Raw genomic sequence first — 23771 nt, 5'->3', positions numbered from 1 at the left:
ACCCAGTGGAGCTAAGCTCGACTGTCTGAGGCAGTGCAGCCCTGCGGCACAACCGGTGGGGCTTGACAGCCCTGGGATACTGAAAGCGTCGCCACATCCATCGTGGTTACATCCCATCCCGACGCAAAGGAAGGTGCTCTCCATGCGCAATGAAGAACTCAAGGCCTTATTCGACCAGCAGGCTGCCGGCTACGATAAGCAATGGGCGGGAATGGCGCCCATTCGTGACGCCCTGTACACCCTGCTTGACGCGGTGTTCGCTGACTTACCGGAAAATGCCCGGATACTCTGTGTCGGCGTGGGTACCGGTGCGGAACTGGCCCACCTGGCCAAGCGCCGCCCCGGTTGGCATTTCACTGCCGTCGACCCTTCAGGCACCATGCTCGATATTTGCCGGCAGAAAGCGGTACAAGGAGGCTTCCTTTCGCGTTGCAGCTTTCACCAAGGTTACCTCGACGCGCTGCCTGCCGAGCCTGACCACGACGGCGCCACCTGTTTTCTGGTGTCTCAATTCTTGCTCGAGCCACAAGCCCGCATAGCGTTCTTCCACGAGATCGCTCGCCGGCTTAAGCCGGGCGCAATACTGGCAAACGCCGACCTCGCCGCTGACATCGAATCACCCGCCTATGAGGCGCTACTGCGCAACTGGATGACGCTGATGTCCTCTGCAGGCGTACAACCAGAAATGCTGATCAGAGCTCGTGCCGCCTACGCCCGAGACGTGGCTATCTTGCCGACACAGCAGGTCGCCGGTCTCATCGAGAGCGCTGGGTTCGAGGCGCCGGTACAGTTCTACCAGGCGGGGCTGATGCATGGGTGGTTTTGCCCGCGCAAGGCAGGCATTGTCTTGAGTTAGACGTGACCTTGACTTTCAACGCACACGGTCGCGGCTTTGCACCGCCAGGTCCAGGGCCTTTTGCATATCCAACCGTGCCGAGCGGCCGACGTCTTTGTCGTTTAGCTGGTAGCGACGCTCCGACGGCAGGATGGGCGCGGTGAGGTCTTCGGCGTCCATCTGTTCGAAGTCGTGGTTGTCGCCGATGGTCATGGCGCTGCGGCGTAGCAACATGCGCAGTTGTTCGGGTTGCAGTTGCGGGTTGATGGACAGCATCGCCGCCAGCAGGCCCGCGACCATGGGGGTGGCGTAGGAGGTGCCGCAATGCACTGCGCTGTCCTGGCCGGCGCTGGTCGTCGAGGCGTGGGCGCAAGCGGCGGCGGTGATGTCGACGCGCATGTCGATGTTCGAGGAGCTGCGTTTGACCGCATAGGCCGGGTCGTCGACGCCGACGTCGGTGCGCTCGCTGCGCTGGTGCCCGCCGACCACCAGCAATTGTTCGGTGATGAAGGAGGAGGGCAGGCGGTATTCATCGCTGCCCGAGAACGAAGATCCATTGCCGGCGGAGTTCACCACGATCACGTCAGGATGTTCCTTGCGCAGCCAGAGGAAAAACTCCTCCAGTAGCTCCTCGTAACCACCCATGGCGATGCCCGAGCGCAGCAGCGAGTCGACGTCATCGCCCTTGATGTCTTTGGCGCCGACGCGGTGGATGCCCCAGCTCCAGTTCAGCACGCGCACGCCGTCTTCCACGAGGTTGACCGAGGCGGCGATATTGGCGGTGATCCCGGCATCGGAATTGCGTTCGACGATGACCTCGAAGCCACCACTGGCCTTGTCCAGGCCACGGAGGAAGCCGGTGTTACCGCTGTCGTCCCAACGTGCGGCGAGGATGCCGGCGACGGTCGTGCCGTGGTTGTCCGGCTTGTCCGCGTCGCGCGCGTAGACACAGGTGCGCGGGGGCGAGCAGGCGCCGACGTTGTCTGCGAAATCCGTCGTGTCGAAATCCACATCGCGCTCGATCAGGCCGATGCGCACCGGCTGCGGTTGGATGGGTGGTTGTCGCCCGGGGATGCGGCGTTGGTAATAGTTCACCGCGTCGAGAAAGCGATTTGCGGCCCATTCGTCGGAGTCCAGGGCCGGTTTCTTCGGTTCTTCTGGATGAGTTGCGGCCTGCTCGGTTTCTTCGGCCGAGGACTCCTCGATCACCACAGCATCCACGCTGGTCTCGCTGCCCAGGCGCAGCACCAGGGCGTCGCGCTGCACCAGGTCCTTGGCCGGCAGGCGCAGCTGATACAGATTCAGGGGCGAGATGCTGCCGACCACTTTTGCCCCGTACTTCTGGGCCAGGCGCTCGGCTTCCTGGCGGCCATCACGGTCTTCCTCGATCAGCACGCTGACCAGGTCGACGTAAGTGGTCAGGCCGTCCATGTTCTTCGCCACTTCGTCCGGCCCGGCAGCCAGCACGTGACTGTTGCGCAGGGTCAGCCAGGCGGCATTGCTGGCGCGCGGGCCGTCCTGCAGCCAGAGTGGGCCGCTCTGGTAATTGGCGCCGTCCAGGCGCAAGCGCAGGTTTTCCCCTTCACGCTGGACCGCATCTGGGGGTATCGTCTTGGCGCCCAGGTTCAATTGCGGCGTTCCGTCTCCCAGCCCGCGTACGGTCAGGCACCAGTCCTGGTGCTGGCTTTCCAGCAGGTCGCCGCAGCGTTTCAGGCTTTCCAGGCGCAGCGGTTCAGGTGCCGCGGCCGCTGTGCCGGCGGCGAAAGTGAGCAACGTAGCGAGGGCAGCGGATCGTAGGGGCATGGGCCAGGTTTCTTTGCCGAGGGTCTTGTTGCTCCGACTGTTGCGTCGCTCGCTTCGTTCAGCGGGATAACGACACTCAGCGAATACCCGCTGGGGTTCAGAAGCGCTCGAGGCGCACTTCAAGACCTGCCTGCCGCGCGAGTTCGATCATGGCTTCGACCTGGCCAGCCTCGGCGATGAACCCGACATATTCGTCGCCACCGGAGTCCAGGTGCAGGTAGCGTTTGTCGAACGCCGCCAGCCATTGGTCGAAATTGGCCAGGGTCTCCGACATCGACAGCGTGCCCTCACAGCGGTAGGGGTAAATTTCTTTCACCCCGCTGGCGCTGACCAGATAGGGCACCAGATACTCGAAACCATCAAAGCCTCTCCAGTCGACGCCTAGCAAAGCCAGGTGTTCGAGCTTCTGGCCCCTGTCTGCATCGAGCACACCTTCCACCAGCGCGGTGGCCGGTTCCTGGCCCGTGCCGTAAATGCGCAGCACGCGCCTGACCAGCCTGGCACGTTCGTCGTCTGGCAGGCGGGCCAACAGGGCTTGAACAAACGCCTTGAGTTCGGCGCGATAAGGATGCAGCTCCCGCATGATCGCTGCGTCGCTGACAGTCGTTTCCTCCGGTGGCGGCAAGGTAAAGCGGCCGCCGAACAAGCGATCAAAAATGCCCATTTCCTTTCCTTAAGTCGTCCATTTTTCCAGCCAACCGTCACTCGCGACCAATATGAACGCGATACATGATATCCCGATCAAAAGGGTCTTCCGGGTTTTCATAAGCTTCCAGTGTTTCCAAGAACCCTGTCCGCTCAAGACTCGTCAAATCCTCAAGGGTCCAATCAAAGGGGAAGTCGTCGGAAAAACTTTCGCCCTGGTATTCAACCCAGTGAAAAACCGGGAAGGGCAGGTAACCGAGCCACTCTGATCGATAGGTGATCTCGTCGGATTCGCTACTCGTCACCTTGGCTCGGATCATGTTCTTGAGGGTTGCTTGGCGTTCATCCATGGTGTTTCGGTTCAGGTTGTTGATTGACCACTGGCGTCAGGCAGTGAGATAGGGCGTCACTGCGCTTTCGAGCATGTCCACCAACTCAGGATCCATGTAGCGAAAGTCGTCGGGAATATCCAGGGTGTGGATCGGTTTGTATTGAAGCAGGCGGGCGTACTCGGCTTGCAGGCGATTCAGGTGTTTGCGTTCCATGACAAAAATGATATCGGCCCAGCGAATATCCGCCGGGCCGATGGTCTTGCGTGCGTTCGGGCTGATGCCCGCCGAGCGGGCGTTGAAACCCGGACGGCGGTGCCAGATCGCTTCCGCGGTGGGGCTGCGCCACTGGTTACGACTGCAGACGAACAGGAGGTTTGTCATGCTTGATCCAACAGTTGGCGAGTCGTGCGGATGGGATAGCTCATGCCAAGCTGACGTGCCCTGGCGAGCTTGTCGGCACGGGTGTACATCAGCTTCCAGTTTTTTTCCGGCTTGAATTCCAGCCGCCGAGCCGGTTTGTCATTGCCGTGTTTACGGGCCTGGGTACGTCTCCAGGCGCGAGTTCTTTCCATGGTCATTTCCTCGTGAGTACCGGGTTCAGCAGCCGCGGTAATACGAGTTGTGGATAGGATAAGCATGAATCGGGGCCGTGGCTAGATTGTTGTTCCTGATATTGGTCGCGCTCGCTTATGGTCAACGGCAATCACCGACGACATGCCTCGTATCCTGTGTAGAATCCGGTTTTTTAGATATCAAAGGATTGAGTCTGTGATCACGTTCCGTTCCTGATTGAGTCGATTAACCGGTGCTTGAATCTATGACCAAAGACCTGAGCGATGCAGATCTTCATGCCGTGATGCTGGAAGCCATCGAAGAAGGCTTGAACATCAACGTGCACGCCATCTGTGAGCGTCTGCAGGTCGATGTCTGCAGTCTCTTGAATCAGGTCGCGATTGCGGTGGCCGAGAGCTTCACTTCAAATACTCAAGACTTTGAATTTTGCGATGAGGTCATGAATGCGTTGTTCGTCGCTATCGTGGATGTATCCATGCAGGCGACGATGCCAGAGCCGGCATTTTCGATATACCTAGCATTTGACGTCGGAGAGTACCGGCACAGAGGTGATTCGGCGGATGTGTGCCCTTGGGAGAAATATACTCGGCCGGAGATAGAGCGGATTCTGCACAGCATTGGGAGAGGTTTGCCGACACTTGTCAGGTAAGCATTGGCACCATGCCTGATTGAATAAATGAGACGAGTAGAGATGGACAGGAATCCGAAACTGGAAATCGAGTATGCCACCTACAACGATTTTCTCAGCCTCTGGGGTCAGGGAGCGTTTGATCAGCAACGATTCGGCCAAGCGTTCTACAACTATTTTCAACTGCACAAACTAGACGACCAGTCCTATCTGTCCGGGCTTCACGAAGCTGATGGAAAGAAGGCGCGGGCTGTGATTTCGAGGCTATTTGAGATCAAGTAAACCCTGGCGTCTCGACGAGGCAAATACCCACGACCGATCAGCTTTGCGCTGTATTTATCCCCGCACTTGTATTGCTGCTCACCGATGCCGAAACAAGAAAAGGTTCGCCACTCTCTGAGGCGGAAGTGCTTGCCATACGTGATGGGGCTACTTGTATCGCCGTTCCTTTTGACGTTGCATTGCAGATGGAGAGTGACCTAGTAGGCTTGCGAGATATCGTTGCGGAGGACTGCTGGAGTGAATGGCAGCGCATACGGCTTATTATGACTGAGCCGACTCTCTGAGTAGCTCCTGCGCTACGGATGCTTCTGCCCTTCAAAAACCACCGCTTTGTTGATAGGACATTACCTTGCAGCCCATTGAACCTGAACTGTGCCCATGCTGTGGAAACGCTCAACACGTTCGGCCGAAAGAGCTGCTGATCGGCGCAGCAAGCCCGAAGAAACGCTTCAACGGCGAAGAAAAAGCAGGCTATCGGCGTACGGATCAACTGGCTATTGATGAGTGTAAACCTGAAATGTTGAAGCCGCCGCCGCTGCAACAGCTAGTGTCGGGTTTTTACTGCGAGCATTGTGGCATCGGCTTTGTCAGGGATAGTCTGGTCCAAGGAAGTTAACGACAGTGTTCTGCTGGATGGGTGCCAGATTCGCATCACCCAGGCGCGGACATCACAACGACAGGGAGTGTCACAACATGAAAACCATTGACCGTGCTTTGCTAGGCTTCGGAATCTTGATTCCATTCTGGCTGCTTTTAGGTGTCGCACTGACTGCGCGGGCCTACCCAGTCTACAACCATCTGGATCAAGCCATGAGCCAACTGGGCGCCGTTGGAGCGCCAACCCACGGCTTCTCTGGCTGGGTGAACAACTTTCCGCTAGGTGTGATGTTCGTGCTTTTCGCAGTCGGCGTGGCGAGACGGTTCAAGGCATCGCGGATGGCCTTGCTTGGCGCAGCCCTGATCTTCGTCCATGGGTTGGCAAGCTTCGCGGCCGGCTATTTTTCCTGCGACCAAGGCTGCGCGCCGGTTCAGCCGTCGGTCTCGCAACAGAGCCACAACCTGGCGGGACTGGTGATGTTCATCTCGCTTACCCTGGCGAGTGCGTTGTGGATGCGCCTCGGCAAGCCGCTGCTGTCGTCGTCCGGGTTCGCCATGTTCTCGGCGATCTGCGTCATCCTGGCCATCGTGACGGTTACGCTGATGGCGACCGCATTGGCTGACGGTCATCTGTTTGGCTTGTACCAGCGGCTCAATTATGGTGTTTCGGTGGTCTGGATTGCGTCATTGGCTGTCGTTGCCCTAAAGGGTGAGGCCGATATGAAGGCCGCGTACATCCGCTAACGCCCTACATCACACCGAAGAACTTCCCCTATATCTACCGCAGCACCTAGATAGACCTCTGGTTAACTCGCTTGGAGAGCGCTTCGGCGCTTTCCTTGCGCTCGGAGTAGCGGTCTACCAAATAGGTTTCTCGGCCACGCACCAGCAAGGTGAACTTCATCAGTTCCTCCATGACATCGACAACCCGGTCGTAATAGGACGATGGCTTCATGCGCCCGGCTTCGTCGAACTCAAGGAAGGCTTTGGGGACGGAGGATTGGTTGGGGATCGTGACCATGCGCATCCAGCGACCCAACACGCGAAGTTGGTTCACCGTGTTGAAGGATTGCGAGCCGCCGCACACTTGCATCACCGCCAACGTCTTGCCTTGTGAGGGACGCACCGCGCCCAGTGCGAGCGGGATCCAGTCGATCTGTGCCTTGAACACCGCCGACATCGAACCATGGCGTTCTGGCGAGCACCACACCTGGCCTTCCGACCACATCACCAGGTCGCGCAGTTCCTGCACCTTGGGGTGATCGACGGGCGCATCGTCCGGCAGCGGCAGCCCGGAAGGATCGAAGATTGCGGTTTCGGCGCCCATGAGCTCCAACAGGCGTGCCGCTTCTCGAGTCAGCAACTGACTGAAGGAGCGCTCGCGGGTTGATCCGTAGAGTAAAAGTATGCGCGGTTTATGTTCTGGTTCTGCGCACTTTGCGAGTTTTTCCGGTGTCGGTACGTCGAAGAGTGACAGGTCAAGATTCGGGAAGTCATGCGGGGTTTCGCTGGAAAACTCGGTCATCAGAAAATCTCCAATCCGGTGCAGAACCTGTGCGGATCCTGCCAGGATGAGTGGGGTTGCAGTCATTCCTTCGGGGGCGTGACGAGTAAACCGCCGCGCCGACAGCTATCAACATATGGAAAAAAGCATATTCGTATTTCCATATGTTTATCGCAAGCTGCAATTGGCTGACTGCGCAAAATTCTGCCGATGGAAACGGATATTCCTTGTGGGAATGCCGTGCATAAAATTAATGAATTTTTATTATTCCCAAGCGAGGCGTAGCTTGATTTCAGAACACGGAGAACTGCGCTTTGAAATCATCCTCGCTTAATTCAGCGGAAAAATTTGATACTTCACGGGCCAATGAGTACGCCCGGCAGAGCCGCATTGCGCTCGCTGGATACGACGCCTGCCAGGACCTGGCCGCATGCATGCTGGCGGCGACCCTTGGGAATGTGGGCTCGGCGAAAATACTGGTGGTGGGCGCTGGCGGTACGGCGCAGGAGATCATTGCAATGGCCAAGCTTGAACCGGAGTGGCACTTCACAGCCGTCGATCCGTCCGAGCCTATGCTGGAGGCCGCGAAGCAGCAGTTAGCCGCAAACAACTTGCTTGAAAGAACCGCCATGCATCTTGGGCATGTCGAAGACCTGGTAACAAACGGGCCGTACGATGCTGCTACCTTGGTCGGTGTACTCCATCATCTCGATGGGGATGAAGCCAAGTTGAAAATATTACGGTCCATCCAGGTACATCTGAAGCCGGGCGCGCCGCTGATTGTCGCCGCAAACCAATATGCTTATGCCAGCCAGCCGTTACTCCTCGCGGCCTGGGGGCAACGGTGGCGACAGCATGGCGCCAGCCCGGAGGAAGTGACGGTCAAGCTTGGAAAAATTCTTCAAGGTGCCGACCCTCCCCATTCCGAAGCTGCGGTTCAAAAGCTGTTGAATGATGCAGGGTTCGGCAGTGCTACCCGGTTCTTCAGCAGTCTTTTCTGGAGCGCCTGGTTAACGTGCAAAACGGCCTTAGGATAGAACTTAAGCGACGTGGATCAGCTTTCCGGGGGCGTGATGGGCGCGTCGCTGGCTTCAGCCGCCAGCTTCAGTCGGTCGGCTTTACTGATGTACTGATTCTTGCTTTTGGGCGCCAGCTTGGCACTGGCCTTTTTGGCGTTAGCCTTCAATAACTGGTTTATTTTCTTGCGGCGATTCATGTCGTTCTGCTCAGCGTGTCAATGTTTGGATGGTATCAGCTTTCCGTTTTCTCAGGATTTTTCCTGATGTTGGCAACGGGCTTCACCCGGCGCTCGATGATGATCGAGTCATTCGGAATCTCCAGCCGGATCGCCGTTTCCTCGGTGCGCATTTCAATGAGCGTCGAGTTGCCCACACCTCGGAAAATCACCGTCGCATTTTCAAAGCGTTTGTAATTTTCCAGCGGGGAATCCTTAGGGGCTGGCAACAGGTTGGCATAAGGTGGTTTCACCAGAATCGTGGCCCTTTCTATGCGTATTTGCGCGAAGCGCATGGCCGCTTGCAGCAAGTCCGAGGTCACGCCTCCCATGAGCAGGGGCGTCAGCAGGATGACACAGACAATCATCGCCCTGGTTTTCTTCAAGGGTTTCATTTCAGCATGGGGCTTGTGCTCAGGATGCTCTGGACCGGTGACTTCAAGCACTGCTTTTATTTTCTTGTTCTGCTCCAGATAGGCTGAGTAAACGATGTACTGAAAAACGGGCAGAAGGATAAGCGGGATGTGTTCCAAGGGGCTTCTGCGGGTAAGGAAATAAATGGTCACTGCGCCGCATATTCCAAAAAACACCGAGAAGAACGTAATTTTCGGTCGCTTGAATTCCAGTATGTTTTTTTTACCGGTGACTTTTCCATGTAGCCAGGCGAAACCTCTAAGCACGGGAATGAAAAATGGGGAAAGCAGCACCCCGGCCGCCGTGACGGAAACTGAAAAATAAACACACACCAGCCCAAAGCAAAATGCCGCGACCAGAAATAACAAGCTGTCTCCAATCGAGACGCCTTGTGGGTAATGGCCGTTGCTCAATAGGTAACTGACGATGCACGTGCCGCCGATCAGTAATCCTATTTTTGCTGACAGAGAGAGAAGCTTTGTAGCGATCTCAATCTGCTTTTCGAGTCCCGTGGTTGCTTCCTGCATCACCCAATCTCCTTGATATTACGCATAGGATGGTCGTTACCTGACTCATCGCTCTGTGGGTAGCATAGTGATGATTTTGCTTCTTGTGGCGAGGCGGCAGCCGAGGTCTGTCGCGGGAGAGATCCGTGGACCTGGCCCCCGTCCTCCGGCCACGCTATCCCACGTAATACTTATCCCAAAGCTTGTTCCGGAATCGTTTCTGCGGATCGAACCGCGCCTTGAGTGCGAACAACCGTTGCGCCCCGGGATAGGCCCGCGAGAACTGTTGTCGCGTTGCATGCAACTGATAGGGCAGGTAGTAGGTGCCCTCAAACGCCAGGGCAATATCGATCAGTTCGCGTGTCCATACGCCGACCTTCTCGCGGTCGGCCACGCCAACGTGTTGCCAGTAATAAAGTACGAATGAAAAGACTTCCTCCCGTGCCCAGGACAGGCACGAGTCAGGGGTGGGTGGCGCGTGCCGGATGGAAATGTTGATGGCATCGACGTCATGCACCTTGAGTAGATCGGCCATTTGCATGACAAACGCGTTGAGGTGGGCCACCGGTACAAAATATTCCTGCAACGCGTAGGTGCTATTGCGGGTAGCGATCGGTCCGAGGGAGGCGACGTCCCGGCTGGCCTCGTAATTACGGCGTACCACCGGGTGGCTGAGGTAGCGTAATGGATCGACCACATCCTTGCGAAGCAACGGGCCGCCGGGGAGTCTGGCCACGCCCCACATGATGGTTTGATCGAATGTGTACGATTGCCCCGGTGCAACCAGCCGATCTTCGACGGTCAGCGCTTTTTCCGTGGCGTACCAGGTGATGGCGGTGGCCTGGTCAAAGTTGGGCGGCGCCAGATCGGCGTTGTGCAGGATTGCCTGATCGTTTCCGCGGATCTGCTCATTGAAAAATTTAGGGTAATCGGCAACCGGCATGTGGTGTACCTGGCGTTCCATCGTGACGTTGGATGCCAGCTCCAATTCGATTTCTGTGATGACGCCCATCGCGCCATAGCCACCGATGGTTGCGTGAAACAGGTCGGTATTTGTGGTGCGAGAGGCTTCCACGATTGAACCGTCGGCGAGCACCAGTTGCAAGGCGCATACCGAGTTGCTCATCGGGCCGGCACTGACGTAACGCCCATGAGCGTTGACTGACAGCGCCCCGCCGACGGTGAAGTTGGCGTAGCTCTGCATGATCTTTACCGAAAGATCGTCTGGGTCGATGACGGTTTGAAGGTCGCGCCAGCGCATTCCTGACTGTACGCGTATGACCTTTTGCTCAGGTGAGTAGTGGATGACTTGATTGAACTGACGCATATCGAGGTGCAGGCTGTCTTCGGTGGCAATCTGTCCACCCATGCTGTAGCGACCACCCCCGATGCTCACCGGGCCTGCCCACAGGGCCAACGCCTGTCGGATCTCATCGGTGGTGCGCGGAGCCAGCAGGCGATTCACCCAGACCGGGTTGAGTCGTGTCACATCGTTGACCAGGACGCCCGAAGAGGCTGCCCAGGACGACCAAGGCGACAGCACGCCGAAGGTAACCCCGGTCATGCCTGCCTGAAGCAGGCTGCGCCGGGTGAGACAGGGCGACGATCTTGAAGGGTCAAACACCTGTGCATCGTTGGTCATGCGGTGTCACTCAGTTGTGAATCGAAAATGACACGCACGTCCGGGCTTTGAAGCAGGCTGGCCGGCGTGACGGTACGACGTCGCCAAGGAATTCGGCCGAAATACCACAGCCGCCAGAAGGCCAGGTTCGGATCGGCATTATCTTGCAGCAAGGTCGCGAACGTCTCCACCTCACCGAGCTGGAGGTTCGTCGCTTCATCGATCACCTCACGCACGAAACGAGAGCAGAACTGGCGCCGCGAGCTTATGTTGAAGCCGGTGTCATAGAACGTACCCAGCCGATGATCGGCGGCGTTCTGAAGCGCCTTGCGTTGCGTGTCGGTGAGTGGCCGCGTGAGCCTCGCCACTGTGCAGCGTCCATGCTCGGAGCGCTTGATAAACCGGGTGAGCGAGGTGGTGCGCGAAAGCGGAAACGTGCTTTCTGCAATCAACGGCTCACCACCATGGTTGTCGACCACCACACCCACATGGTTCGTCCATGAGTTCGTCGCATTGGCGACTTCCAGGAAGGGCCGCGCGGTGACCCGGATGAACACCATATCGCCAATCTGCAGATCGACCATGGATGGTCCGCCTGATGTTGGAGAAACGTGCGCTGCATTTTTGCTGAACATGCTGACCTCTCGGCTCTGTTGAGCTTCAAGCATGGGGGGGTGGTTGCGTAATTCGCAACTTGTTCGTGCGTATTTCGCTAAGCTGATACCAACGGTATCGGATATCAATACTTATGAGCCAGATTACTCAACTCATCTCCACCCTGAAGCAACGCCTCAAGGCCGCCGGCATGACCTATCGGGACGTTGCCCAAGCGCTCGACCTGTCGGAGCCCAGCGTTAAGCGTTTGCTCGCCAGCGGTCGCCTGACGCTCGAACGCCTGGCCCAACTCTGTGAGTTGCTGGGCCTGACGATGGCGGAATTGCTTCAAGAGGCAGAGCGGTCGGCCCCACGCCTGCAGATGCTGACGCGTGAGCAGGAAGCGCAACTGGTCTCAAACGAAAAGTTATTGCTGGTGGCGGTGTGTGCGCTGAATCACTGGTCACTGGAAGACATGGTGTCTGCCTACTGCGTCTCAAAAGCCGAGTGCATCAAGCATTTGTTGGTGTTGGAGCGGATGGGCCTGGCGGACCTGAAGCCGGGAAATCGCATCAGGTTGCTGGTCGCGCGGGATTTCGATTGGCTGCCGGACGGCCCTATCCGAGGGTTCTTCCTGCGACAGGGTTTACCGGATTTCATGGCGAGCCGATTCGACGTCCCCGATGAAACCCTGCACTTTGCCCATGGCATGCTGACCCAGCCCGCTTACGCCCAGTTGCAAGTCGACATCCACAAGTTGCGCAGCAAACTGGCGGCGCTTCATAACGAATCGTTGACCGCGCCGCTGTCCGAAAAACGTGGGACTGCGCTGTTGCTGGCGATGCGCGTTTGGGAGCCGCAGGTGTTCAGGCAGCTTAAGCGGGGGTAGATCGATAGGTCACTTGTGGATGAATCGACTGGGCCAGGTATTACTTCAGGGCGCTCTGGAAGAAGGTCGTCAATTTGTCGAAAGGAATGAGGTTGACCCTGTCGTAAAGATCGACATGCCCGGCGCCGGGGATGATGACAAGTTCCTTCGGCTGACCGGCGAGTTTATACGCTTGCTCGCTGAACTCCCTGGAGTGTGCATCGGCTCCGGCAATGAACAACATCGGATGAGGCGAAATGGTCTCGATGTCATTGAGCGGGTAGAAATTCATGAACTTGACGTTGCTGGTCAGCGTCGGGTGCGTGGTCAGGTCTCTGGACGAGCCGGATGGCGTGAACTCGCCGCGCGGGGTGCGGTAGAAGTCATAAAACTCACGTTGGATAGGATGAGTATTGTCGTCCAACTGATGCACCGTACCGCTGGTATAAAGCGTTTCGCCGCCTGCGAACTCCACATTACGTTGTTGTGTGGCTTGGGCGATGATCGCCCGGCGTTGTTCGAGCGTTTGGGAATGCTTCAATCCATTGCGATTGACGCCACCCATGTCATACATGCTCACCGTTGCGATGGCTTTCATGCGCGGGTCGATCTTGGCTGCGCTGATCACGAAGCTGCCACTGCCACAGATGCCGATGGCGCCAATGCGCTCCTTGTCGACGAAAGGCTGGGCGCTGAGAAAGTCCACTGCGGCGCTGAAATCCTCGGCATAGATATCCGGCGAGACGGCATTGCGCGGGCGCCCCTCGCTTTCGCCCCAGAATGACAAGTCCAGGGAGAGGGTCACGAAGCCTCTTTCCGCCATTTTCGTGGCATAGAGGTTCGCGCTCTGCTCCTTGACCGCGCCCATCGGGTGGCCTACGACAATCGCTGGATTTCTTGTCTTGCCATTGAGTTTCTTCGGAATGAACAGGTTGCCTGCCACGTTCATTTGATATTGGTTCTTGAAATTGACCTTCTGTACGGTCACGTCGTCGCTGGAATAAAAGTTATCTGCGCCGTTGGACATATCGGCTCCTATTGCTGAGAGGGAACAGACGAGAAGGGTGAGTAAAACGATGATCTTTTTCATTGGGAATCCTGTTGATGCGGAGTAATCAGTGTTGGGAAAACGTCACTTGCACATCCCGCCGGCCCAGCGCTTGAGCCAGTTTCGCGGTGGCGTCCACTTGCCCCAGGCGCGTGTAGGCGTAGGTCGAGTTGAAGTTCGTATAAAAGACGACCAGGGTGTCCGTGCCGTACAGCATCAGGTCGCCATTGCGGATCGCTCCCGGCTTGCTGGCTTCGGCAGGCAGCGCTTGGGGAAGGGGGGCGTATTTCTCGTTGCGGTTGAGGTCGCTCATCTCCAACGTCAGCGGCAACAACGTGACAAACGCGCGGGCGGCAGCGTTGTCGGCCAAGGTGATGGCGAAGTGTTGTTCGCCGACGGTCATCCACATCGCCATTTTCTCCCCTTTTGAAGATGCCAACGCGGCATCATTGATCGTTGCGTAGCCGCCAAGCACGAGCATTACCGTCAGCAAACCGAGCCGGGCCGATCTCATCGCAACGGGGCATTTGTTTCTGTTCATAGAGTTCATGGTGACTTGGGAGCAGTTATGCGACTAGCTAATGAGTGCTTAACAAGGCTATAAGCAGAGCTAATCAATCTGCTTGAAGTGCTGTTGCCATGGTCAAAAGAAACCTTAACGATCTGCTGTCTTTCGTCACGGTGGCGCGCGAAGGCAGCTTCACGCGAGCTGCCGGGACGCTGGGGGTCTCACAATCTGCACTGAGTCAGGCGATCAGGGGCCTGGAAGCACGCTTGCAGATCCGATTGCTGACGCGGACCACCCGCAGCGTTTCGCCGACCATTGCCGGTGAACGGCTGTTGCAGGCCATCGGTAATCGTTTCGATGAGATTGAAGCCGAACTGGATATGCTCACGGACATGCGCGACAAGCCCGCTGGCACCGTACGCATCACTTGCGGCGATCATGTCCTGCGCACGACCCTGCTGCCCAAACTGGTCGGGCTGCTACACGACTACCCGGACATCAACGTCGAGTTCGATGTCAGCTACGGATTTCGAGACATCGTGGCGGATCGCTTTGATGCAGGCGTGCGCCTGGGCGATACCATCGACAAGGACATGGTTGCGGTCCCTATCGGCCCTGCGTTGCGGATGGCTGCGGTGGCTTCGCCAGCGTATTTCGCCACTCGCACCGTTCCCGAGCATCCGCGCGACCTGATGATCCATCGTTGCATCAACCAGCGTATGCCGACCTCGGGTGGGCTTTATGTCTGGGATTTCGAGCGGCGAGGCAAACAGGTGAACGTGCGGGTAGACGGCCAGCTCATTTTCAACACGTCCACTCATATCGTGCAGGCGGCGGTGGCCGGGCTGGGCGTTGGCTACCTGCCTGAGGAGGAGTTTGAACCCCACCTGCAAGAGGGGCGGCTGGTGCGCGTGCTCGAAGATTGGTGCCCGCCGTTTTCAGGCTACTATTTGTACTACCCCAGTCGGCGGCAACCTTCGCCTGCATTTACGTTGGTTGCCAATGCATTGCGCCAAGCCCATTAAGGGCGAGTGACCGTTCATAAGCGGATCCGGCGTATGTCTATCGAGTTCGGGCAACGCTGATTCACGGCTACGGCTTTCAAGTAGTCGCTTTCAGAACACGTTTCGTCGTCCATGTGCAATCGCCAACCCCCGGGAGTGGCAAGCTGTGAGGATGCCCCGGACCAGGTGCGCCAAAGACACCTGGCCGGAGAGCGAGAATGGCGATCGGATGTGCCACGCTACCGTGACGTGGGCCGGACGCCGCAGCCAAGACTCCGGACGGCTGCCGCTATGCAGCGGTGGCGTTCGAGATGCCGAGGTACGTTTATGCCTGATGAGACGCTTCACCTGCCTTTGATCCATAGCGTGCTTGCGCGCGAAAAGGACACCCCCGGTGCCTTGCTGCCGATTCTCCATGCCATCCAGGCCGGCTGCGGATATATCCCCGACAATGCCGTCCCGGAGATCGCCCACGCCCTGAACCTCAGCCTGGCCGAAGTGCGTGGGGTCATCAGTTTCTACCACGATTTCCGTACCACGCCGCCGGCGCGCCATACCCTGCGCCTGTGCCGTGCCGAATCCTGCAAGAGCATGGGCGCCGAAGCCCTGGCTGCGCAGTTGCGTGAGCAATTGGCGCTGGACGATCACGGCACCAGCGCCGATGGGAGCATCAGCCTGCGGCCAGTCTATTGCCTGGGCGCCTGCGTCTGCTCGCCGGCCCTGGAGCTGGACGGGGAGTTGCATGCCCGGATCACGCCCGAGCGTCTGCGTCAGTTGGTCAATGACTGCATGGAGGAGGGCGCATGCTGACGCTCTGTATCCCCCGCGATTCGGTGGCCCGTGCCGTGGGCGCGGACAAGGTGGCCGATGCGTTGGCCCGTGAGGCTGAACGTCGGCAGCTGCCGCTGGAGGTGTTGCGCACCAGTTCCCGTGGCCTTTATTGGCTGGAACCGCTGGTGGAGCTTGAAAGTGCCGGTGTCCGGCTGGGTTTTGGTCCCGTCACACCGGCCGATGTGCCGAGCCTGCTGGATGCGCTGGCAGGCGATCCCGGCAGCCATCCGCTGGCCCTGGGGCCGGTGGAGGACATTCCTTATCTCAAGAGCCAGCAGCGCCTGCTGTTCGCTCGCGCCGGCATCACGCAACCGCTGTCCCTGGATGACTACCGTGCCCGAGGCGGCTTCCTCGGCCTGGCCCGGTCCATCCAGATGGATGGCGCGGATGTCGTCGCCAGCGTGCTGGATTCCGGCCTGCGCGGTCGGGGCGGGGCGGCATTCCCGGCGGGCATCAAGTGGCGCACCGTGCGCGATGCCGCGGGGGTACAGAAGTATGTGGTGTGTAACGCCGATGAAGGCGACTCCGGTACGTTCGCCGACCGCATGTTGATGGAAGGCGACCCCTTCCTGCTGATCGAAGGCATGATCATCGCCGGCATCGCCGTAGGCGCGACCATGGGCTACATCTACGTGCGCTCGGAATACCCGGCCGCCATCAGCACGCTGAACGAAGCGCTGGGCATTGCCCGTGACGCCGGTTACCTGGGGGCGAACGTGAGCGGCAGCGGCTGCGCCTTCGACATTGAGGTTCGTGTGGGGGCGGGCGCCTATATCTGTGGCGAGGAAACGGCGCTGCTGGAGTCCCTGGAGGGCAAGCGCGGCACGGTTCGCGCCAAACCGCCACTGCCTGCCATTCAAGGCCTGTTCGGGCTGCCGACGCTGGTGCATAACGTGGTGACCCTGGCCTCGGTGCCGATCATCCTGGAGAAGGGTGCGCAGTTCTATCGCGACTTCGGCATGGGCCGTTCCCTGGGCACGATGCCGTTCCAACTGGCCGGTAACGTCCGTCACGGCGGCCTGGTGGAACGTGCCTTCGGCCTGAGCCTGCGCGAATTGGTGGAAGGCTATGGCGGCGGTACCGCCAGCGGTCGCCCGCTGAAGGCTGCACAGGTGGGTGGGCCGCTGGGCGCCTGGGTGCCGCCTGCGCAATTCGATACGCCGCTGGACTATGAGGCGTTCGCCGCCATGGGCGCGATGCTCGGTCACGGTGGCGTGGTGGTTGCCGACGACAGCCTGGACATGGCCCAGATGGCCCGGTTCGCCTTGCAGTTCTGCGCCGAGGAGTCCTGCGGCAAGTGCACGCCATGCCGGATCGGCTCCACCCGTGGGGTGGAAGTGGTGGATCGCTTGATCGCCAGCACGGAAGTGGGTGCTCGTCAGGAACAGGCCCTGCTGCTGCAGGATCTGTGTGACACCCTGCAATACGGTTCGCTCTGTGCCCTCGGTGGGATGACCTCCTACCCTGTCGCCAGCGCCCTCAAGCATTTCCCCGCCGACTTCGGTCTGGCGACCACGGAGGCCGACCAATGATCAACATCTTCGACCCCAGCACCGATATCGACCTGGGCACCCCGGCACGCGACAGCGACGTGCAGGTCAGCCTGACCATCGACGGGCGCGAAATCAGCGTTCCCTCCGGCACCTCGGTCATGCGTGCCGCCGCCATGCTCGGCACTACCATTCCCAAGCTCTGTGCCACCGACAGCCTGGAAGCCTTCGGCTCCTGCCGCATGTGCCTGGTGGAGATCGATGGCATGCGCGGCTATCCCGCTTCCTGCACCACGCCGGTCACCGAAGGCATGGTGGTTCGCACGCAAACCTCCAAGCTCGCCACGCTGCGGCGCAACGTGATGGAGCTGTACATTTCCGACCACCCGCTGGACTGCCTGACATGTCCGGCCAATGGCAACTGCGAATTGCAGACCGTGGCGGGACAGGTGGGCCTGCGCGAGGTGCGCTACGGCTATGAAGGTGCCAACCACCTGGCCGAGGCCAAGGACGTTTCCAACCCGTATTTCGACTACGACCCGAGCAAGTGCATCGTGTGCAGCCGCTGTGTGCGCGCCTGTGAGGAAATTCAGGGCACCTTCGCCCTGACCATCAGCGGGCGCGGTTTCGATTCCCGGGTGGAGGCGGCCGGCGGTGACAATTTCCTCGATTCCGAATGCGTGTCTTGCGGTGCCTGTGTGCAGGCGTGTCCGACGGCGACTTTGATCGACAAGAGCGTCGTGGAGATCGGCCAGCCGGAGCGCAGTGTCATCACCACGTGTGCCTACTGCGGCGTGGGCTGTTCGTTCCGTGCCGAGATGAAAGGCGAACAACTGGTGCGCATGGTCCCGGACAAAAATGGCCAGGCCAACCATGGCCACTCCTGCGTCAAGGGCCGCTTTGCCTGGGGCTACGCCACGCATCCAGACCGCATCACCAAGCCGATGATCCGCAAGCACATCAACGACCCGTGGCAGGAAGTCAGCTGGGACGAGGCGGTCACTTACGCCGCCAGCGAATTGCGCCGGATCCAGCTCAAGTACGGGCGTGACTCCATCGGCGGCATCACCTCCAGCCGCTGCACCAACGAAGAAACCTACCTGGTGCAGAAACTGGTGCGCACCGCGTTCGGTAACAACAACGTCGACACCTGCGCCCGTGTCTGCCATTCGCCCACCGGTTACGGTCTCAAGCAGACCTTGGGCGAGTCCGCCGGGACCCAGAATTTCGACTCGGTGATGAAGGCCGACGTCATCCTGGTGATGGGCGCCAACCCCACTGACGCGCACCCGGTGTTCGGCTCCCAGCTCAAGCGCCGCTTGCGCCAGGGCGCTCGTTTGATTGTCATCGACCCGCGCCGGATTGACCTGGTGGATTCACCCCATGCCCGCGCCGACCTGCACTTGCAACTGCGCCCGGGTACCAACGTGGCGATGCTCAACGCGCTGGCCCATGTGATTGCCACCGAAGGCTTGATAGACCAGCCTTTTGTCGAGACGCGATGCGAGGCGGCGGACTTCGCTCGCTGGCGTGATTTCGTCAGCCTGGCGGAAAACTCCCCCGAGGTCCTGGGCCCTGTGTGTGGCGTGCCTGCCGAGCAGATCCGCGCCGCCGCACGGCTCTACGCCACCGGCGGCAACGCGGCCATTTACTACGGCCTCGGCGTCACCGAGCACAGCCAAGGCAGTACCTCTGTCATGGGCATCGCCAACCTGGCCATGGCGACCGGCAACATTGGTCGCGAAGGTGTCGGGGTGAACCCGCTGCGTGGACAGAACAACGTCCAGGGTTCCTGCGACATGGGCTCGTTCCCTCACGAGCTGCCGGGCTATCGGCATATTTCCAACGAAACGGTGCGCGCCCAGTTCGAACAGGCGTGGAACGTGACCTTGCAACCTGATCCGGGCCTGCGCATTCCGAACATGTTCGAGGCGGCCCTGGACGGCACTTTCAAGGCGCTTTATTGCCAAGGCGAGGACATTGCCCAGAGCGATCCCAATACCCAACACGTGACTGCCGCCCTGAGCGCCATGGAGTGCGTGGTGGTGCAGGACATCTTCCTCAACGAGACGGCCAAGTTCGCCCACGTGTTCCTGCCGGGCAGTTCGTTCCTCGAGAAGGACGGCACCTTTACCAACGCCGAACGCCGCATCTCCCGCGTTCGCAAGGTGATGGACCCGTTGGCCGGCAAGGCCGACTGGGAAGCCACCATCGCCCTGGCCAACGCCCTGGGCTACAAGATGCACTACAACCATCCTTCGCAAATCATGGATGAAATCGCCCGCCTGACGCCGACGTTCAGCCGCGTCAGCTACGCCGAACTGGAGCGTCATGGCAGCCTGCAATGGCCTTGCAACGATGCTGCGCCGGACGGTACGCCGACCATGCACATCGATCAGTTCGTGCGCGGCAAAGGGCGTTTCATGCTCACCGGCTACGTGCCCACCGAAGAGAAGGTCAACAACCGCTATCCGCTGTTGCTGACCACCGGACGCATCCTCAGCCAGTACAACGTTGGCGCCCAGACCCGGCGTACTGACAACGTGGCCTGGCACGAGGAGGATCGGTTGGAGATTCATCCAACCGATGCCGAGAACCGCGGGATTGTCGATGGCGACTGGGTCGGTATCGGCAGTCGTGCCGGGCAGACCGTACTGCGGGCGAAGGTGACCGAGCGAGTGGCGCCGGGTGTGGTCTACACCACGTTCCACTTCCCTGAATCGGGCGCCAACGTGATTACCACCGACAACTCCGACTGGGCCACCAACTGCCCGGAATACAAGGTGACGGCGGTGGAGATCGTGCGGGTCAGCCAACCTTCGGAATGGCAGAAACGCTACCAGGCGTTCAGTGATGAACAGGGGCGGCTGCTGAAGGAACGCCGCCATGCCGAGAAAGCCGAGGTGCGTCGATGAGTTCTGAAAGCCTGATCAAGATGGCCAACCAGATCGGCCAGTACTTCGCCAGCGAGCCGGATAAGGCAGTGGCGGTGCGTGGCGTGTACCAGCACATCAAGAGCTTCTGGACGCCGGCCATGTGTCGCGAGTTGATGGCCTGGCAAACGAAACATCCCGACGCGGTCCTGCACCCGCTGGTGTTGGCGGCATTAATGGAGTTTGAAAAAGCGGCTTAGGAAGGAAATGCTGTAGAACCTGCACACAGCCCCGGCCGGCGCCCTCGTCAACGACGAAGGGAACCGACCGGGGCTGTGTGCATTTCAGTTATTGATTATTGACGGTGATGTAGGGATCCCATGTGTTGGTCGGGCCGATCTGGTTCAGGTTACGGTCCAGCAGAACGAAGACGATTTGGTACCAGAGCTTTCCCGGGTTCAGCGCAGTGGACTGCCAGACGGTATAGGTCACATCGGTCTTGGCAATGCCTCCGGGGGCACCATTGTCCAGATAGGGCACTGGAATGCCGGGGATATTGAAAAATTGCGGGGTCGAGATGGTGCCCTTGTAATCACCGCCCTGATGAGGGTCTCCGATCACGACGTTTTTGATCAATGCGATGCGGTCGAAGTTGCGCGACAGCGTGGTGGCGCGCCAGCGAATGATGTCGCCGGGTTTTACGTCGAACCACAACTCGTTACCGCCTTCGCCTTCGCCGCTGCTGATGTTGGCGTGGCTGTCGATGGCGCTGCGGGTCACCAGCATGGCAATCGCACCGCCTACGTCATTGGGGTGGGCGAGCAGGTAGTCGGCGTCAACGTTGACGAGCACATCAATGGTTTGGGTCGCTCCAGACATTTTGTTGCTCCTTGAGGGTAATGACATTGAAGACCGCGCCTACAAAGGCGTCCGGGCCACCCGGTCCCTGGGTGCGGTCTCGAGAGCAACGATAGGTGATGGCTTTGTGGAGTCAAATTTCGAACTCTTGACGCTGGTCAAGCGCAGCGAGGCGGGGCTGAAGTATAGCTTTGATTAAGCTCGGGACTTGGTAATCTCTTAGCGGATGACGGGTGTTTTTCCGGCAGCTTGAGTAGGTGAAGGCGCACAACGAGTGTCATCAATAACCTGTGCATCCACATGAAGTCTCTTACCTCAAGCTGCACAATTACTGGCGTCAAGTTATCTGCGTTGCGCTTATTGGATGGCTGTCCTAATCTCCGGGACAAGGCATTGTGCCAGCAACGACTAGGGGAAAGGGATGTTCACCGAAAACGCACCGGTTCAGGTTGCAAAGGCGTTGTGCTCAGCCTTCAGCGCTCGATTGGCATTGGCATGTGCGCTTTCACTCTTCATCGCGGGCTGCGCTGTTCCAACAGGGAAGGCGCATCTTTTTAAGGTTCAGCCTGCTCGTCCTACAACGGACGTCAATAAGTTTGAGGCTGCAAAAAAACTTAAGGACGAATGGGAAAGCGCCCAAACCCAGGCGGACGCTGTGAAAAAGAAACAAGGGGTGGCAGCCACTGAAATCGAGGCCGCCAATACACGAGCGCAACAAGCCAGAAAAAAATTCGAAGACGCTATCCGCGATTGGAAAGCCGAACGCCTGCGTTTGGATGATGATATTTTCAGCACCGATAAAGCCGGCGCCATTCGCAAACCTGACAGCAACGGCAACGGTGGCGATGTGTTCGCTATCTATTTGACGGATGCTTACTTTAAGTACCTCAAGGACCTCGGTGGGGTGAACGAGGTCGTGATCGTTGCCGAGTTCACCGAAGTGAGTGGCGAGGATAAAAGCGCAACGGTGACCAAAGTACTCGGGCCTTACCTCGGGGTTGCCGATAATTCCAAGCCGAACCTGCTGAACAAGTTGTTGTACGGACCCAAAAAGCTCGAGTCCGATCACCTGTCGATGAAGTTGACCGTGTTGGAATACGACCAGGGCGAAAACGAAGACTCCGCAGCTTTCCTCGACTTTATCGGATCGGCCAGCAAGACATTGTCCCTGGCCAACCCGATAACAGCCGCTGAACAGGTGTTTGCCAAAGAAGTCGCCAAAAGTCTGTTGGCTCTCAACAAAGATGACATTGTGTTGGAAATCGACGTGGACATGGTGGCAGGTCCTGACGATGAGGCCGTGGAAGGTAACGGTTCGATAGTGGCGCTCAAGCCTGGGAATTATGTGCTGATCAACCAGGAGCGCTGTGCTCCCACCAACTGCTATTTCTATTTGACCAATCGGGGCAATAAAGAGAATCCGCTGGCTTGGCTGGGGGACACGTTGATGCTGGTGCCTACTGCCATGCGGCGCGGTTGGACTGACACGCCAGACGGAACGTCTTTGGAAGACATCAAGGCTGGCGAGATCGAGTACGACAATCACGGTCTGCAACAGAGCGGCAAAAACGAGACGTTCGTAGACAAGACCTGGTTGTCATTTGCAGTCTACAAAGGGGGCGATGATGTGCTCTGGGGACGGCGACGTGCGTTGAATGAGGCAGAGAAAGCCGTCCAGTCCATCAACAGGCAAGAGACCAGTGCACTGTTGAAGAATGCCGACTATGAGCGTGCCAGGACGGCCCTGGATGCTGCCCAGCAGGCCGAGCAAGAGAGCCGCAGCGGGATAACCTTCGTTTCACCCCTGGATGCCAAGGGACGATTCGCGCCTTCAGTCAAGAACGACTCGTTTTGCCTTACGCACGCCAAGCCGGTCAGCAACCCCCAGTATTCGTTCTATCAACTAAAAGAAGGAGCTACGCCCACGCCGATCAAGAGTGTGGCTCTTGTTCCCGGCAAATCCACATCCAGCGTGTCGTGCTTCAGCTATCCGGCAAACACTTTGACAACTGGTAAGTACCAATTGGTCGTGACCACACCTGGGGAAATGATCCCCGTGACCCAGAATGCAGGCTTTGAGATGTTGCCATAAGTTGAACAGATCAATCCTGCCACGGGGGTAGCGATCAGGCGTCGGATGTCTTCCATGTTTGTGCATTGCGAGGGTCGCAACGGGTCCATGCAGTGAGCTCCGCTTGTTGAACAAGACCGGCTCAGCGCGAGCCGATCTTTTGATGAAGTTTAGAAGCACCAGTCCTCAGCGCGAACGGCACGACAGAAGGCGCCTGCCAGAGGCCATTGTGCCGCCGCCATCGCGAGCAGGCTCGCTCCCACAAGGTTTAGCCTTCGAGCCCGCGTTGTTCAATCACGCCAAACACATCCGCCACATCTTGTACCAGGATCCGGGCGACGTTGGTGATGGTGTTGATGTCGCTCGATGCCGAATCACGCAGGCTGCTGCACGCCACCAAGGTCAGGTAATCGAGGGTGGCGTGCAGGCGTTCGCTGGCGCAGGCGTGGAGTTCGGGGAGTGGGGCTTGGGTGTCGATCAGCAGGACGGGGTGGGTGGTGGCGGTTTGGGTTAGAGGGGTGAAGCGTTGATCACGTTGGTTCATGGCAAAAGTTACTCATTCTTCGTATCAAGAAAAAGCTACTTCGATCCGCTGCGAAACGAATGGGTGGTAGCTGCGCGTGGGTTCGCAGACCGAGGATACGAAGGAACC

At 58.7% G+C, this 23771-nt stretch carries 27 protein-coding genes; 13 read left to right on the top strand and 14 right to left on the bottom strand.

What is annotated here, in order from left to right:
• The first annotated feature begins 142 nt into the window (after positions 1 to 142).
• Entirely contained in the window at positions 143 to 856 is a 714-nt protein-coding gene (locus DTP52_RS09030; protein WP_109753030.1) for a class I SAM-dependent methyltransferase, read from the top strand.
• Between the two features lie 15 nt (positions 857 to 871).
• On the opposite strand, the gene DTP52_RS09025 is transcribed toward DTP52_RS09030, so the two are convergent.
• From DTP52_RS09025 to DTP52_RS09005, 5 genes are all read right to left on the bottom strand, one after another.
• Positions 872 to 2638 carry a S8/S53 family peptidase gene (locus DTP52_RS09025; RefSeq protein WP_109753029.1) on the bottom strand — a complete coding sequence of 589 codons (1767 nt, stop codon included), beginning with the start codon at positions 2636 to 2638 and terminating at the stop codon, positions 872 to 874.
• Between the two features lie 97 nt (positions 2639 to 2735).
• Positions 2736 to 3302, bottom strand: a complete 567-nt coding sequence (locus DTP52_RS09020) for a hypothetical protein (RefSeq protein ID WP_109753028.1) — start codon at positions 3300 to 3302, stop codon at positions 2736 to 2738.
• Between the two features lie 37 nt (positions 3303 to 3339).
• Positions 3340 to 3633 (bottom strand): hypothetical protein, encoded by a 294-nt coding sequence (locus tag DTP52_RS09015; protein WP_109753027.1) that lies wholly within the window; start codon positions 3631 to 3633, stop codon positions 3340 to 3342.
• 36 nt (positions 3634 to 3669) lie between these two features.
• Positions 3670 to 3996 (bottom strand): low molecular weight protein tyrosine phosphatase family protein, encoded by a 327-nt coding sequence (locus DTP52_RS09010; RefSeq protein ID WP_109753026.1) that lies wholly within the window; start codon positions 3994 to 3996, stop codon positions 3670 to 3672.
• A complete protein-coding gene (locus DTP52_RS09005; RefSeq protein WP_109753025.1) occupies positions 3993 to 4187 on the bottom strand; it encodes a hypothetical protein in 195 nt (64 codons plus the stop codon). Before DTP52_RS09005 ends, DTP52_RS09010 begins: the two co-directional genes overlap by 4 nt.
• Before the next feature lie 245 nt (positions 4188 to 4432).
• Here DTP52_RS09005 and DTP52_RS09000 point away from each other — a divergent pair, with 245 nt between their 5' ends.
• The 4 genes from DTP52_RS09000 to DTP52_RS08985 all read left to right on the top strand — a co-directional run bounded on the left by DTP52_RS09000 (position 4433) and on the right by DTP52_RS08985 (position 6439).
• Positions 4433 to 4837, top strand: a complete 405-nt coding sequence (locus DTP52_RS09000) for a hypothetical protein (RefSeq protein ID WP_109753024.1) — start codon at positions 4433 to 4435, stop codon at positions 4835 to 4837.
• A gap of 42 nt (positions 4838 to 4879) precedes the next feature.
• Positions 4880 to 5098, top strand: coding sequence for a hypothetical protein (locus tag DTP52_RS08995; protein ID WP_109753023.1), 219 nt, complete (start codon positions 4880 to 4882; stop codon positions 5096 to 5098).
• A 349-nt stretch (positions 5099 to 5447) separates the two neighbouring features.
• Positions 5448 to 5714: a hypothetical protein gene (locus DTP52_RS31025; RefSeq protein ID WP_146206846.1), complete on the top strand. Its 267-nt coding sequence runs from the start codon at positions 5448 to 5450 to the stop codon at positions 5712 to 5714.
• 77 nt (positions 5715 to 5791) lie between these two features.
• Positions 5792 to 6439: a DUF998 domain-containing protein gene (locus DTP52_RS08985; protein ID WP_109753021.1), complete on the top strand. Its 648-nt coding sequence runs from the start codon at positions 5792 to 5794 to the stop codon at positions 6437 to 6439.
• A 46-nt stretch (positions 6440 to 6485) separates the two neighbouring features.
• Here the strand turns inward: DTP52_RS08985 and arsH are convergent, their stop codons facing one another.
• Positions 6486 to 7220 carry an arsenical resistance protein ArsH gene (gene arsH / locus DTP52_RS08980; RefSeq protein WP_109753020.1) on the bottom strand — a complete coding sequence of 245 codons (735 nt, stop codon included), beginning with the start codon at positions 7218 to 7220 and terminating at the stop codon, positions 6486 to 6488.
• Positions 7221 to 7513: 293 nt separating this feature from the next.
• Between arsH and DTP52_RS08975 the strand changes: the two genes are divergently transcribed.
• Positions 7514 to 8236, top strand: coding sequence for a class I SAM-dependent methyltransferase (locus DTP52_RS08975; protein ID WP_109753019.1), 723 nt, complete (start codon positions 7514 to 7516; stop codon positions 8234 to 8236).
• A gap of 17 nt (positions 8237 to 8253) precedes the next feature.
• On the opposite strand, the gene DTP52_RS08970 is transcribed toward DTP52_RS08975, so the two are convergent.
• The 4 genes from DTP52_RS08970 to DTP52_RS08955 form a co-directional block, all read right to left on the bottom strand.
• Positions 8254 to 8415 (bottom strand): DUF2986 domain-containing protein, encoded by a 162-nt coding sequence (locus DTP52_RS08970; protein ID WP_109753018.1) that lies wholly within the window; start codon positions 8413 to 8415, stop codon positions 8254 to 8256.
• 35 nt (positions 8416 to 8450) lie between these two features.
• Positions 8451 to 9374 carry a hypothetical protein gene (locus tag DTP52_RS08965; protein ID WP_109753017.1) on the bottom strand — a complete coding sequence of 308 codons (924 nt, stop codon included), beginning with the start codon at positions 9372 to 9374 and terminating at the stop codon, positions 8451 to 8453.
• 154 nt (positions 9375 to 9528) lie between these two features.
• On the bottom strand, positions 9529 to 10995 hold the full coding sequence (locus DTP52_RS08960; RefSeq protein ID WP_256594248.1) for an FAD-binding oxidoreductase: 1467 nt from the start codon (positions 10993 to 10995) through the stop codon (positions 9529 to 9531).
• Entirely contained in the window at positions 10992 to 11609 is a 618-nt protein-coding gene (locus DTP52_RS08955; RefSeq protein ID WP_233459518.1) for a YebB family permuted papain-like enzyme, read from the bottom strand. The genes DTP52_RS08960 and DTP52_RS08955 overlap by 4 nt, the downstream gene beginning before the upstream one ends.
• A 113-nt stretch (positions 11610 to 11722) precedes the next feature.
• On the opposite strand from DTP52_RS08955, the gene DTP52_RS08950 reads away from it, so the two are divergent.
• Positions 11723 to 12457, top strand: a complete 735-nt coding sequence (locus DTP52_RS08950) for a helix-turn-helix domain-containing protein (RefSeq protein ID WP_109753015.1) — start codon at positions 11723 to 11725, stop codon at positions 12455 to 12457.
• Between the two features lie 40 nt (positions 12458 to 12497).
• Here the strand turns inward: DTP52_RS08950 and DTP52_RS08945 are convergent, their stop codons facing one another.
• Both DTP52_RS08945 and DTP52_RS08940 read right to left on the bottom strand, forming a co-directional pair.
• On the bottom strand, positions 12498 to 13526 hold the full coding sequence (locus DTP52_RS08945) for an alpha/beta hydrolase (RefSeq protein WP_109753014.1): 1029 nt from the start codon (positions 13524 to 13526) through the stop codon (positions 12498 to 12500).
• 25 nt (positions 13527 to 13551) lie between these two features.
• Positions 13552 to 14034, bottom strand: coding sequence for a cyclophilin-like fold protein (locus tag DTP52_RS08940; RefSeq protein ID WP_256594247.1), 483 nt, complete (start codon positions 14032 to 14034; stop codon positions 13552 to 13554).
• Between the two features lie 89 nt (positions 14035 to 14123).
• On the opposite strand from DTP52_RS08940, the gene DTP52_RS08935 reads away from it, so the two are divergent.
• The 5 genes from DTP52_RS08935 (at position 14124) to DTP52_RS08915 (ending at position 20450) form a co-directional block, all read left to right on the top strand.
• Positions 14124 to 15017 carry a LysR family transcriptional regulator gene (locus DTP52_RS08935; protein ID WP_109753012.1) on the top strand — a complete coding sequence of 298 codons (894 nt, stop codon included), beginning with the start codon at positions 14124 to 14126 and terminating at the stop codon, positions 15015 to 15017.
• Between the two features lie 306 nt (positions 15018 to 15323).
• Positions 15324 to 15806, top strand: coding sequence for a formate dehydrogenase subunit gamma (locus DTP52_RS08930; protein WP_109753011.1), 483 nt, complete (start codon positions 15324 to 15326; stop codon positions 15804 to 15806).
• Entirely contained in the window at positions 15800 to 17359 is a 1560-nt protein-coding gene (locus tag DTP52_RS08925; protein ID WP_109753010.1) for an NADH-quinone oxidoreductase subunit NuoF, read from the top strand. Before DTP52_RS08930 ends, DTP52_RS08925 begins: the two co-directional genes overlap by 7 nt.
• A complete protein-coding gene (fdhF, locus tag DTP52_RS08920) occupies positions 17356 to 20232 on the top strand; it encodes a formate dehydrogenase subunit alpha (protein WP_109753009.1) in 2877 nt (958 codons plus the stop codon). Before DTP52_RS08925 ends, fdhF begins: the two co-directional genes overlap by 4 nt.
• Positions 20229 to 20450, top strand: coding sequence for a formate dehydrogenase subunit delta (locus DTP52_RS08915; protein WP_109753008.1), 222 nt, complete (start codon positions 20229 to 20231; stop codon positions 20448 to 20450). Before fdhF ends, DTP52_RS08915 begins: the two co-directional genes overlap by 4 nt.
• A gap of 88 nt (positions 20451 to 20538) precedes the next feature.
• Here the strand turns inward: DTP52_RS08915 and DTP52_RS08910 are convergent, their stop codons facing one another.
• Positions 20539 to 21069, bottom strand: a complete 531-nt coding sequence (locus tag DTP52_RS08910; RefSeq protein ID WP_109753007.1) for an AidA/PixA family protein — start codon at positions 21067 to 21069, stop codon at positions 20539 to 20541.
• Positions 21070 to 21469: 400 nt separating this feature from the next.
• Between DTP52_RS08910 and DTP52_RS08905 the strand changes: the two genes are divergently transcribed.
• A complete protein-coding gene (locus tag DTP52_RS08905) occupies positions 21470 to 23140 on the top strand; it encodes a hypothetical protein (RefSeq protein WP_109753006.1) in 1671 nt (556 codons plus the stop codon).
• A gap of 247 nt (positions 23141 to 23387) precedes the next feature.
• On the opposite strand, the gene DTP52_RS08900 is transcribed toward DTP52_RS08905, so the two are convergent.
• Complete coding sequence (locus DTP52_RS08900; protein ID WP_109753005.1) at positions 23388 to 23663, bottom strand: fructose-bisphosphate aldolase; 276 nt, start codon at positions 23661 to 23663, stop codon at positions 23388 to 23390.
• Between the last annotated feature and the right edge of the window lie 108 nt (positions 23664 to 23771).

This window comes from Pseudomonas sp. 43mfcvi1.1, assembly GCF_900115935.1.
Taxonomy (GTDB): Bacteria; Pseudomonadota; Gammaproteobacteria; order Pseudomonadales; family Pseudomonadaceae; genus Aquipseudomonas; species Aquipseudomonas bijieensis.
The sequence above is the reverse complement of the archived record's forward strand: the minus strand, read 5'-3'. Positions and strand labels throughout refer to the sequence as shown.